We start from the raw sequence: 12,195 nt of genomic DNA, 5'->3' as shown, positions 1-12,195 counted from the left end.
ATCGAAAAAAATTAACGGCGCAAGCCTACCTTGTGTTTGCCAATTTTACAAGCCTAGCCGATGCGGACGACCATCAGGCCGGCGCGCAGGCCGACGCGGACGTCGGGATTGGGAAACACCACCAGCTCCTCGGGATGCTGGACTGTATAGATGGTGTCGCCGTCGCGGGCGATTTCCTCGCCCTGCTTGAGGGCGGTGAAGTTGTGCGTGTCCTTGCCGAAGGCCATCTGGAACTGGTCGCTCAACTTGATGATCTGGCGCGCGGTGCTGAAGACGTGCGGCGATTGCATCGCTTCGCGCCTGGGCGCGCCGCGCAGCAGATCGTCCAGCGCCAGCGACGCGTCGGCAAATTGCGACAGGTCGTTCTGGCCCAGCGTGCCGATGCGGCCCAGCTCCACCGTGGTGCCGGCGGCGGCGTGATGTTCGGCGGAGTAGTAGCTGTAGGTGCCGACCGACGCCGGATTCATGATCACCGCGCCGATGCCGGCCAAGCCGAGCCACTCGATCAGCGTCCGGCGCGGCGCGTCGGCGATGATCTCGGGGACGATGGCAAACATCGGATACACGGACGGCCGGATCGCCGTATGCAGGTCCAGATGCCAGCGCACCGGCCCCGCGTCCGCGAAGAAGGCGGCGGTCGCCGCGATCATCGCATCGGCGCGCGCCGCCTCGGCGGCGCCGGCCAGCGTGCCCCGCTCAACGCGGAACATGCGGTTCAGGTCCGCATCGATGAAGCGCTTGCCGGCGCGGATCGCGCCGATATTGCCGACGCAAAGCATCAGGTTGACCGCCAGCGCGGACGCCTGGCGCGACAAGGCGTCCAGCAGGTACGCGACCATCTCGATCGGTCCCGTCTCGTCGCCATGCACGCCGACCGAAATCAGCACGCTGGAACGATCGCCCGCAGCCTTGATGGTGAGAATACCGTCGGCCGGCTGCGTCACCGCAAAACCGGCCGCCGTAAAGCGCGCCGCGACGGCGCTGAAATCCGCTTCGGCGAGTGCGCGTACCTCTTCCGGCAAAGCTGCAGGCAACTGGCTCACAGGATCATCCCGTCAAGCCGCCAGCGGCGCGGTGCCGGCGCTGGTCGCCTCGGACAAGGCCCAGACATCCAGCATCGCCTGCTCCAGGTCCGTCGCCGCCGCATAGCCCGACAGGCCCAGCGTGTTGGCGACGACTTCCACCGCTTCCGCCGCCGTATGGCCGCCGGTCGCATGCTGCAGCACCTGCGACAGCAGGCGTTGCTGCGTGCGGCGCAGCGCGTTCTGCGCGTAGCTGCGCAACTGCTCCTGCGAACGGCTGGTGGCCGGCAGTTTCAGGCCGCGCTCCAGCGTATCGATGCCGACTTGCGCGCGCAGCGCCAGGCCGACTTGCAGGAAGGCCGGCAAATCCATGCCTTGAGGACGCGATACCGACAAGGCGGCAAACACAAACGCCGCCACCGATTCGATCGCGTCGACCGCTTTCCACGCCTGGCCGAATGCAGCGCGCAGGCCGGCGGTGATGTCCGCATCCGACTGGCCGTCGGCCGGCGTCAGTTGCGCCAGCGTCTCCGGCTTGGCGAACAGGCGGGTCAACTCGCCCACGCCGTTGTTCAGCTGCTCGGCAGGCACCGACAGCGCGCCTTCGATGACCGCCTTCTGCAGCACGCGGGTGCGGCCGTCGACCTTGATCGATACGGCGCGCGGCACTTTCAATGCATCGGCATCCAGCGCGGTGAAGATCGGCGCCAGGTTCAGCGCCGACCAGGCCTGGCCCCACGCCAGGATCACATCCGATTCATCGACGCCATGTTCGCCGGCCAGCTGGCGCAGCATCAACGGACCGCAGCGGTTGACCGATTCATTGGCCAGCACGGTCGCCAGGATGGCGTTGGCCAGCGGGTGCGCCAGCGCGGGACGGGTCGCCACCAGCAGGTCCGGGAAGTACGGCTTCAGCACCGACTCGGCCCAGCTGTTCTCCGTCAGTGGCAGCGCCGACAGGATGCGCTTGTAGCGGTTCTTGACGTTGGCGATGACCACCGCCAGTTCCGGCGTGGTCAGGGCGCGGCCGTCGGCCTTGCGGCGCGCCAGCTCGGCCACCGACGGCAGCTGCTCCAGTTCGCGCGACAGCGCACCCTCTTCTTCCAGGAAGGCGATCAGCGAGGCGTAGCCGTCTTGCACGGCGGCGTCGGTCTGCGCCTGCGCTTCGCGCACCAGCAGCTGCGTTTGCAGCGTGTTGTCGCGCAGGACCAGGCGTTCGATGTCGGCGGTCATTTCGTTCAGCACGCGGTTGCGGTCCGCTTCGCTCAGCTGGCCGGCGTTCATTTCCACGTCCAGCCACATCTTCGCATTCACTTCATGGTCGGAGCAATCCACGCCGGCCGAGTTGTCGATCGCATCGGTGAAGATGCGGCCGCCCGACAGCGCGAACTCGATACGGCCGGCCTGGGTCGCGCCCAGGTTGCCGCCTTCCGCCACGACCTTGCAGCGCAACTGGTTGCCGTCGACGCGGATGTTGTCGTTGGCGCGGTCCTTGACCTGCGCGTGCGATTCGGTCGAGGCCTTGATGTAGGTGCCGATACCGCCGTTGTAGAACAGGTCCACCGGCGCCAGCAGGATGCGGTGCATCAGTTCCTCCGGCGGCAGCGAGGTTTCCTCGATGTCCAGCGCGGCGCGGATCTGCGGCGACAGTTCGATGCTGCGTGCGGTACGCGGATACACGCCGCCGCCGGCCGAGATCAGTTCCTTGTTGTAGTCGTCCCACGAGGAGCGCGGCAGCGCGAACATGCGCTCGCGTTCAACGAAGGATTTTTCCATGTCCGGATTCGGATCGAGGAAGATATGGCGGTGATCGAAGGCCGCGACGATCTTCAGTTTGCGCGACAGCAGCGCGCCGTTGCCGAACACGTCGCCCGACATATCGCCCACGCCCACCATGGTCACCGGCGTGGCGTGGATATCGTGGTCCATTTCGTAGAAGTGGCGCTTGACGGCCTCGAACGCGCCCTTGGCGGTGATGCCCATCTTCTTGTGGTCGTAGCCGTTCGAGCCGCCCGATGCGAACGCGTCGCCCAGCCAGAAGCCGCGCTGCACGGCGATGCCGTTGGCGATGTCGGAGAAGGTCGCGGTGCCCTTGTCGGCGGCCACCACCAGGTACGGGTCGCTGCCGTCGTAGCAGATGGTGTCCGCCGGCGAAACGATCTTGCCCAGCACGCGGTTGTCGGTCAGTTCCAGCAGGCTGGCGATGAACAGGCGGTAGACTGCTTCGCCTTCGGCAGCGATGGTTTCGCGCACGGCGTCCTTCGGCATCTGCTTGCAAACGAAGCCGCCCTTGGCGCCGGCCGGCACGATGACGGCGTTTTTCACCATTTGCGCCTTCACCAGGCCGAGGACTTCGGTGCGGTAGTCTTCCATGCGGTCCGACCAGCGCAGGCCGCCACGGGCGACCGGGCCGCCGCGCAGGTGCACGCCCTCGAAGCGGCGCGAGAACACGAAGATCTCGCGGAACGGACGCGGCTCCGGCACCAGCGACAGATTGCTGGTGTCGAACTTGAAGATGATCTTGTCGCCCTTCTGGTCGTTCTGGAAGTAGTTGGTGCGCAGCGTTGCGGCGATCAGGTCGATCATCGCGCCCAGCACTTCTTCACTGTCGGCGTGATTGATTTCCGGCAGGCGGTTCTTGATGCCGGCCAGCGTATCCAGCGCGGCGGCGCGGGTGGCGTCGTCCAGCGCAGGGTTGAAGCGCTGCAGGAACGCGTCCACCAGCTCCTTGACGATCACCGGCTGCTTGCGCAGCGTCTCGGCGATGTAGCGCACCGAGAAGCGGGTGCCGGTCTGGCGCCAGTAGCTCATGTAGGCGCGTACCAGCTGCACTTCGCGCACGCTCAGGCCGCCCTCGATGACCAGGCCGTTCAGGCGGCCGTCTTCGGCTTCGTTGTTGAACAGCGCGGCAAACAGTTCCTGCGCGACCGGCACGATTTCCGGCTTGGCCAGGTTGGCGCCGCTGGCGGTGTCCACCGACAGGCTGGTGACAAAGTGACGCTGGCCGTCCATGCGGATCGAGTGCGCCTGCTCGCGGTCGATGGAAACACCGGCGTTGTGCAGCGCCGGCAGGATGGTCGACAGCGACGGCACGCGGTCGACGGAATACAAGCGGATCGTGGTGGCGTCGGCCACGGTTTCCACACGCACGTCCACGCGCGATGGATCGGTGTTGGCCAGGATCGCCTGCAGGTCGTGGAAGGCGGCCTGCGGCGCGGTCGAGGCGACATAGTCGGTCGGCAGCGTGGCGCACATGCGGCGCAGATGCGCGCGCACCGGCACGTTCGGCACGGCGTCGGCCAGTTCGGAGAATTGCGTGTGCCAGCCGTCCAGTACGGAGGTCAGTGGTTGCTGGATGTCGGTTTCCAGGTCCAGCGGATAGCGCGCGCCGTGGGCGATCAGGTAGACGCGGGCCAGCGGGCCGTCGGCCACCAGCGTTTGCGAACTGACGTGCTGCGCGCCGGAGCTGGCTTGCAGCGTCTTGGCCAGCGCGGAGGCGACGCTTGCGCTGTAACGTTCGCGCGACAGATAAACCAACACGTTCAGGTGGCGCGCATAAACGTCGCGGCGGGCGAACACCTTGGTGCGCGGCTGCTTGTAGAGCGACACGACGGCGCCGCAGACTTCGGCCAGCCATTCAGGTTCCGCTTCCAGCGCTTCGGTGCGCGGCAGCGACTCCAGGATCTCGATGAATTTCTCGGCACGGAAACCTTCCTGGCGCACGCCGGCGATGCTCAGCACCTTGGCGACGCGGCCGCGCGCGAACGGCAGGCGGTTCAGCGGCGTGGCGGTGGCGGCCCGGGTGAACAGGCCGACAAAGCAGTATTCGCCGAGGATCGCGCCTTGCGCGTCGGTGTGGCGCACGCCGACAAAGTCCAGCTGCTGGTCGCGGTGCAAGGTGCCTTCGACGTCGGCCTTGACAATGGACAGCGTGTGGGCGCGTTTGGACAGCGTGTCGAAATCGCCGGGGATGTTGGCCAGGCAGGTGCCGTAGACCGGGTGCGAGGTATCCTGCAGCACGCCGATGCGGCTAGGGATGTCGCGTTCCAGCTCGCGCACGCCCGGCTTGACTTGATAGTAGGCGTAGCCGAACGGCTCGAAGCCTTCGGTCTTGGCCCATTCCAGGAAAGCGGCGACTTCCTTGCCTTCTTCGCCATGCGTGGCGGCTTCGGCGCCGATGCGGCTGAAGTGCGCCTGCATCGCTGCCTTGTCGCGGCGGACCACGGCGGCGTCGCGCGAGACCATCTCGATACGCTCAACCAGCATGCCCAGCTCGGAGTCCTGCAAGTCTTCGGACAGCAGGCACAGGACGTAGGATTCGAGCTTGTCGCCGGCGTTGCCGACCGCGGTGACCACGCCGTCCGCATTGCGCGCGACCGGCAGCACCGAGTTCAATACGCCGTTGGCGGAAACGTGCAGCTTGCGCATGGCCATGACGATGGAGTCGACCAGGTAAGGCGCGTCGTCGTTCAGGATCAGCAGCGCGGTGGCCATGCCGCCGCGGCCGTCCGCGTAGCGCAGCTTGGCGATCTGCGCGCCGGAGCCGGTGCGCTTGGAAGCAAAGGTGAAACCGTCCCACAATACCGGCGCCAGGCTATCGGGCGAGGTGCCCGCCAGGTCCTCGTCGTCCAGGGAACCGAGCCAGGCGCTGATCAGCGCCGCGACCTGGGTGCCGTCGCTGGCGGGCTTGCTTGCGTTGACCAAATCCAGCGTCTGTTTGCGCAGGTCTTGTGGCATTTGTTTCATCTTTGCTTCTCCAATACGTTATGAGTATTTTATGTTGCAGCGCCGCGCCGGCTTGTGGCTACGCGGCGGAGGTCGAGTGTTATTAGACACCAAATCGCCAGATGGGGGCGAAAATCCGGATTACAAATCGTACAGGCCGGGCAGGCCCAAAATGCGGCTCAAATCTTCCAGCGCGGTGTGGACTTCGATCGCCAGCGCGGGATCGGCCAGGTCGGACGGTTCCAGCCGGTCGCGGTAGTGTTTTTCCACCCACGCCACCAGCGTGTGATACAGCGCCTCGGTCATCACCACGCCTTGATGCATGGCTGCCGCTTCGGCGTCGGTCAGCGCCACGCGCAGGCGCAGGCACGCGGGGCCGCCACCGTTGCGCATCGACTGGCGCAGGTCGAAGTGAATCAGTTCGTCGACCGCGTCGCCGCTGGCGACCAGGCCTTGCAGGTAAGCCTCCACCGCGGCGTTCTCCTGGCATTCCTGCGGAATCACGAGCGCCATCTTGCCGTTGTCCTTGGACAGCAGCTGGCTGTTGAACAGGTAGCTGGCCACCGCATCGGCCACCGACACCGCCGACGTATCGACGCGGATCGCATTCAACTCCGCACCGACGCCGCCCATCGCGCGGCGCAGCTGATCGAGGCCGCCCGCTTCGTCGGCGAACGCCTGCTCATGATAGAACAGCACATCGCCGTTGCCGACAGCGATGACGTCGTTGTGGAACACACCCTGGTCGATCACGTCCGGATTCTGCTGGATGTAGACGGTGCGCTCGGCCGACAGGCCATGCAGGCGGGCCACGGCCTGCGACGCTTCCAGCGTCTGGCGGGCCGGGTATTTTTTCGGCGCGGAAGCCGACGCATCGAACTCGGTGCGGCCGTAGACGAACATCTCGACGGCGGCGCTGCCATGGTCCTTGCACAAGCGCGTGTGATTGGCGGCGCCCTCGTCGCCGAACGCCGGCGTGCCTGGCAGCGCATCGTGCACGGCGAAGTGTTTCTCGTCCTTGAAGATGGCGCGCAGCGAACGTGCCGACTGCGCGTGCTCGAAAGCGCGGTGCAGCTTGTTATTCAGGTTGGCGGCGGTGAAGTGCGCGCGGCCGTCGGCGCTGTCGGCGGACGGGCTGACCGTCGCCGCGTTCGCGGTCCACATCGGCGAAGCCGAATACGCGCACGCCAGGATCACCGGCGCTTCCCTGGCGGCCTTGGCCAGCACTTCGGCGTCGCTGCCGGTAAAGCCGATGCTGCGCAGCAGACGGAAATTCGGACGATCCTGCGGCGGCAACAGCGCCTGGCCGAAGCCGCGCGCAGCCAGCGCGCGCATCTTGGCCAGGCCTTGCAGCGCGGCCAGCTTCGGATTGGACGCGCTCTTGACGTTGCTGAACGAGGCCACGTTACCGAACGACAGGCCGGCGTAGTTGTGCGATGGGCCGACCAGGCCGTCGAAGTTGAATTCGCGTGCGCGCATGAAGCTATTCCTTAGAAGTGCATGCCCGGCGAAAGCTTCGCAGGCATTTCAAGTACGTTGTTTTCAATCGATGCGACCGGGTAGGCGCAGTAGTCCGCAGCGTAGTAGGCGCTCGGGCGGTGGTTGCCCGATTTGCCCACGCCGCCGAACGGCGCGCTGCTGGCGGCGCCGGTGGTGGGACGGTTCCAGTTGACGATGCCGGCGCGTGCGCGCACCTGGAAGATCTTCCACAGGTTTTCGTCGTTGGAGATCAGCGCCGAGGCCAGGCCGAACTCGGTGGCGTTGGCGGCCTTGATCGCGCTGTCGAAATCGGCGACGCGTATCACCTGCAGCAACGGGCCGAACCACTCCTCGTCCGGGATGCCCTTGGCGTTCGTGACATCGACGATGCCGGCGGAGACGAAGCCGCTATTGACCTCCAGGTGACGCATCTCCAGCAGGCTCTTGCCGCCCTTGGCGATCATGTCGGCTTGCGCCTGCACCAGACGCTTGGCCACGGCGGACGAAACCACAGGGCCCATGAACGGCGCGGGTTCCGCAGCCGACGCGCCGATGGTCAGGCGGCTGGCCACATCGACCAGGCGCTTGACGATCGCATCGCCCTCGGCGCCTTCGCGCACGATCAGGCGGCGCGCGCAGGTGCAGCGCTGGCCGGCCGAGATGAAGGCCGACGAAATCGCCATGAACACGGCGGCGTCGATATCCTTGACGTCCCACACCACCAACGGATTGTTCCCGCCCATCTCCAGCGCCAGCATCTTGCCCGGCTGGCCGCCGAACTGCTTGTGCAGCGCGGAGCCGGTCTGGCAGCTGCCGGTGAACAGCACGCCGTCCAGCAGCGCGTTCTGGCCCAGCGCGACGCCCGCGTCGCGGCCGCCGTTGATCAGGTTGATCACGCCCTTGGGCAGGCCAGCCTTCTCCCACAGCTGCACGGTCTTGACGGCGGTGCGCGGCGCGTACTCGCTCGGCTTGAAGATCACGGTGTTCCCGGCGATCAGCGCCGGCACGATATGACCGTTCGGCAGGTGGCCCGGGAAGTTGTACGGGCCAAACACGCCGAACACGCCATGCGGACGATGGCGCAGCACGGCCTCGCCGTCGGCCACTTTGTTCTGCGTCTCGCCGGTGCGCGCGCCGTAGGCCTGGACCGAGATATCGATCTTGTTGGCCATGGTCGTGACTTCGGTGCGTGCCTCCCACAGCGGCTTGCCCACTTCTTCGGAGATCAGCAGCGCCAGCTCCTCAGCATCCTGCTTCAGCAGGTCGCGGAAGCGGGTGCAGACGGCGATACGGTCGGCCAGCGGCATCAAGGCCCAGGCTTCGAACGCGTCGCGCGCGGCTTCGCATGCGCGACCCACGTCCTGCGCGGTCGATTCCTTGCTGGCCCAGGTCTGCTTGCCGTTCGATGGATCGATGGTCACCAGTTCGGCGCCGCTGCCGGCGAGCCATTCGCCGTTGATGAAGTTACTGTGAACGTTAGACATGGGGATTCTTCCTCAGATTGAGAGTCAAGGTGCGCACGGTGTCGCCGGTGTGGCAACGCAGGAGCTGCTGCTCCGCCTCCGGCAGCGCGACGGTGCCGTTGACCGGCACCGACTGCGACAGGATCATGCGAAAATCTTTCAGCACGGTGTTCGACACCAGCATCGGCTCGGCGGCCACCGTCTCCGGCGCGCAGGCAGAATCCCAGTCGGTGGCCGGGCCGATCTCGGCCAGCGTGCTGTCGCGCATGGCGCGCAGTTCGGACACGCGGGCTTGCAGCACCGGGCCGGCGTCGAAGATATCGACATAGCCTTCGAAGTACATGCCTTCCTGCTCCAGCAGGCGGCGCGCCGGCGCGGTCGAGGTGTGGACCTTGCCGATCACCTGCTGCGCATCGTCCGGCAGGTAAGCCACGTACAGCGGCTGGCGCGGCATCAGCTCGGCGATGAAGGACTTCTTGCCGACCGCGGTCAGGTCGTCGACGTGGTCGAAATCCATCTTGAAGAAATGGCGGCCCAGGCCTTCATAGAACGGCGAACGTCCGCCCTCCTCCTGATAGCCGCGCATTTCCGCGATCAGCTTCTCGGTGAACAGGTGCGGGAACTGCGCGATGAACAGGAAGCGGCTCTTGGACAACAGCTTGCCGTTGTTGCCGGTGCGGTAGTCGGGATGCAGGAACAGCGAGCACAGTTCGGTGCTGCCGGTCAGGTCGTTCGACAGGTACAGCGTTTCCATGCGCGTGAACACATCGAGCTCGCGGCTGGAGTGCACCAGCGTGCCGATGCGGTAATTGTAGAACGGCTCCGTCAGGCCGACCGCGCCCTTGATGGCGCACACGCCGGCCAGGCGCCCCGTGTCGGTATCCTCCATCACGAACATATAGTCGCGCTTTTCCGGCGCGATGGTTTCGGCGAACGAGGCGACGGCGATGGCGACGCGGTCGCCCATCATCTTCATGTCCGGCTTGAGGGTGGTCATGCCGCTGCCGACCTGCGTGGCCATCACATAGAGGGCGTCGAGGTCATCGGCTTTGATTGCGCGTACTACTAGCATAGGTTGTCCACTCTTAGATTCTGACGCAGATGACGGTGTCGCCTTCGGCGACTTGCAGCGCTTCCTGCACGTCGACAGGCAGCGCCGCGCTGAGTTGCGATTCCAGCGACGGGCAATGCGTGATCACCGCGCGGAAGTTGTGTTCGGAGCCGGACGACACGGCGTAGCGCAGTTGCGGCTCGCGGCCGCGGTCCGGCTGCTCCACCGACGTCGCCACGCGGCGCTGCAGCGCGCCGGTGAAGGTGCGCAGCGAATTCTTGTGCGCCTGCAGGATCGGGCCGCCGTCGAAGATGTCGATGTAGTCGTCGGCTTCGAAGCCTTCGGCCGTCAGCAGGTTGAACGCCAGCTCGCCCGATGGATGGATCTGGCCCATCGCCGCCTGCGCGTCGCCCGGCAGCAGCGGCACGTAGACCGGATAGTGCGGCATCAGCTCGACGATCAGCGTGCGGTTGCGCGCGCCGCCGATGACGCGCTCGGCGTCGAGGAAATCCATCTGGAAGAACTTGCGGCCCAGCGCGTCCCAGAACGGCGAGCCGCCGTCGCCGTCGGTCACGCCGGCCAGTGGTACGAAGAAGCGGTCGGCGAAGCGGTGCGGCGCCAGCACGGCGAACATCAGGCGCGCGCGCGACAGCAGCGCCGCTTCCGGCGTGCCGTGTTCGCGTTCGCCGACGTAGAAGCTGGACAGCTGCGAATAGCCGGTCAGCTCGGAGCACAGCGTCAGCGCGTGCACGCTGTGGCTGATGTTCAGGTCGCGCGAGACCTGCTGGATCACGTCGTTGCGGAAGGAGAAATAGGTGCCGTTGGAACCGGCGGCGGCGAACATCGCGGCGGTGCCGACGATGGTTTTGTCGGCCGGCGATTCGAGCACCAGCACGTAGGCTTCCTCGCTGGGGATATCGACGTGCGCGGCGAACGACGCGATCGAACGCTCGATCATGGCGAGGATCTTCTCGCGCGTCTTCGGCAGGGTATGCACTCCCGGCATGGGCACTGCGGCCAGCGCTTCGAGGGCAGCAATATCCGCAAGTTCAACCGGACGGACTACATACATGAGAACTCCTTGAGAATGCGAACTGGCCCGGCGCCTATGCTTCGATATGCGCGGGCCGAAATGAAAGGCGGCGGATCGTATCCGCCGCCGGGTGCTTCTTAGGCCGCCTTGATCATGCCGTCCAGCGACAGGCGCAGGATGCGGTCGGCTTCGGCGATCTGCGCGTCGGTCACGATCAGCGCAGGCGCCAGGCGCACCACGTCCATGCCGGCGATCAGCACCATCATGCCGTTGGCTTCAGCGGCTTTCTGGATATCCTTCGAACGGCCTTTCCAGGCGTCGGTCACGACCATGCCCAGCAGCAGGCCGGCGCCGCGCACTTGCGTGAACACTTGCGGGTAGTCGGCGATCAGCTTTTCCATGGTCGAACGCAGCTTGGCGCCGGCTTCCTTCACGCGGGCCAGGAAGGCCGGCTGGTTGATGGTGTCCAGCACGGCCAGCGCCACGCTCGTGGCCAGCGGGTTGCCGCCGTAGGTGGTGCCGTGCGAACCGACGCCCAGCGTCGCGCCCAGTTCGTGGGTGGTCAGCATGGCGCCGATCGGATAGCCGTTGCCCAGCGCCTTGGCCGAGGTCAGCACGTCCGGGGTGATGCCGTAGGTCATGTAGTGGAACAGGTCGCCGGTGCGGCCCATGCCGCACTGCACTTCGTCGAAGATCAGCAAGGCGCCGGTCTTGTCGCACAGGTCGCGCAGCTCTTGCAGGAAGGCCTTGTCGCCCGGCACCACGCCGCCCTCGCCTTGCAGCGGTTCGACGATCACGGCGCAGACGTCGTCGCCGATGGCGGCGCGCGCGGACTCAATATCGTTATAGGTGATGTGGTCGATCGACGGCGGCAGCGGCTCGAAGCCTTCGGTGTACTTCGACTGGCCGCCGACGGACACGGTGAACAGCGTGCGGCCGTGGAACGACTGGTAGCACGACACGATGCGCGACTTGTGCGCGCCGAACTTGGTGTGGGCGTACTTGCGCGCCAGCTTCAGCGCCGCTTCGTTGGCTTCGGCGCCGGAGTTGCAGAAGAAGGCGCGGTCGGCGAAGGTCGCTTCGGTCAGCGCCAGGCCCAGGCGCAGCACCGGCTCGTTGGTGTAGCCATTGCCCAGGTGCCACAGGGTGTTGGCCTGGCGGGTCAGCGCCTCGACGATGATCGGGTTGCAATGGCCCAGCGCGGCGACCGCGATGCCGGAGGTGAAGTCCAGGTAATGCTTGCCACTCTGGTCCCACAGGTCCAGGCCAGCGCCTCGGACTGGAACCATGGCCGCAGGTGCGTAAGTAGGCACCAGGACTTCATCAAAGGTCTGACGAGTCACAGGACGGGTGGTTACGGTCGTATCGAGCTTGGCGTTCATGGCATTCCCTATCAATGTTGGGTACGGTGCGGCACAGCGC

At 66.0% G+C, this 12,195-nt stretch carries 7 protein-coding genes; all 7 read right to left on the bottom strand.

The features are described from left to right. Positions 1–53 precede the first annotated feature (53 nt). Positions 54–1,043 (bottom strand): succinylglutamate desuccinylase, encoded by a 990-nt coding sequence (locus ACEN9F_RS21230; protein ID WP_413423040.1) that lies wholly within the window; start codon positions 1,041–1,043, stop codon positions 54–56. Positions 1,044–1,055: 12 nt separating this feature from the next. Beyond that, complete coding sequence (locus ACEN9F_RS21225; protein ID WP_413423038.1) at positions 1,056–5,768, bottom strand: NAD-glutamate dehydrogenase domain-containing protein; 4,713 nt, start codon at positions 5,766–5,768, stop codon at positions 1,056–1,058. A gap of 120 nt (positions 5,769–5,888) precedes the next feature. Beyond that, positions 5,889–7,226, bottom strand: a complete 1,338-nt coding sequence (gene astB, locus ACEN9F_RS21220) for an N-succinylarginine dihydrolase (RefSeq protein ID WP_413423036.1) — start codon at positions 7,224–7,226, stop codon at positions 5,889–5,891. An 11-nt stretch (positions 7,227–7,237) separates the two neighbouring features. Then, positions 7,238–8,710 carry a succinylglutamate-semialdehyde dehydrogenase gene (astD, locus tag ACEN9F_RS21215; RefSeq protein WP_413423034.1) on the bottom strand — a complete coding sequence of 491 codons (1,473 nt, stop codon included), beginning with the start codon at positions 8,708–8,710 and terminating at the stop codon, positions 7,238–7,240. After that, positions 8,703–9,761, bottom strand: coding sequence for an arginine N-succinyltransferase (gene astA / locus ACEN9F_RS21210; RefSeq protein ID WP_413423032.1), 1,059 nt, complete (start codon positions 9,759–9,761; stop codon positions 8,703–8,705). The genes astD and astA overlap by 8 nt, the downstream gene beginning before the upstream one ends. A gap of 13 nt (positions 9,762–9,774) precedes the next feature. Continuing rightward, positions 9,775–10,812: an arginine N-succinyltransferase gene (locus tag ACEN9F_RS21205; protein ID WP_413423030.1), complete on the bottom strand. Its 1,038-nt coding sequence runs from the start codon at positions 10,810–10,812 to the stop codon at positions 9,775–9,777. Positions 10,813–10,910: 98 nt separating this feature from the next. Next, the gene (locus ACEN9F_RS21200) at positions 10,911–12,155 is read right to left on the bottom strand and encodes an acetylornithine/succinyldiaminopimelate transaminase (RefSeq protein WP_413423028.1); all 1,245 of its coding nucleotides are present in this window, start codon (positions 12,153–12,155) and stop codon (positions 10,911–10,913) included. Between the last annotated feature and the right edge of the window lie 40 nt (positions 12,156–12,195).

The organism is Duganella sp. CT11-25 (assembly GCF_047302815.1).
GTDB lineage: Bacteria > Pseudomonadota > Gammaproteobacteria > Burkholderiales > Burkholderiaceae_D > Rugamonas.
Note: the sequence above shows the minus strand (reverse complement) of the source record. Positions and strands in the feature narration are given on the sequence as shown.

Bases quoted from the DNA above. Each gene is read 5' to 3' on its own strand.
- astB (WP_413423036.1), bottom strand. From the start codon at position 7,226: ATGCGCGCACGCGAATTCAACTTCGACGGCCTGGTCGGCCCATCGCAC.
- astA (WP_413423032.1), bottom strand. From the start codon at position 9,761: ATGCTAGTAGTACGCGCAATCAAAGCCGATGACCTCGACGCCCTCTAT.
- astD (WP_413423034.1), bottom strand. From the start codon at position 8,710: ATGTCTAACGTTCACAGTAACTTCATCAACGGCGAATGGCTCGCCGGC.
- ACEN9F_RS21225 (WP_413423038.1), bottom strand. From the start codon at position 5,768: ATGAAACAAATGCCACAAGACCTGCGCAAACAGACGCTGGATTTGGTC.
- ACEN9F_RS21205 (WP_413423030.1), bottom strand. From the start codon at position 10,812: ATGTATGTAGTCCGTCCGGTTGAACTTGCGGATATTGCTGCCCTCGAA.
- ACEN9F_RS21200 (WP_413423028.1), bottom strand. From the start codon at position 12,155: ATGAACGCCAAGCTCGATACGACCGTAACCACCCGTCCTGTGACTCGT.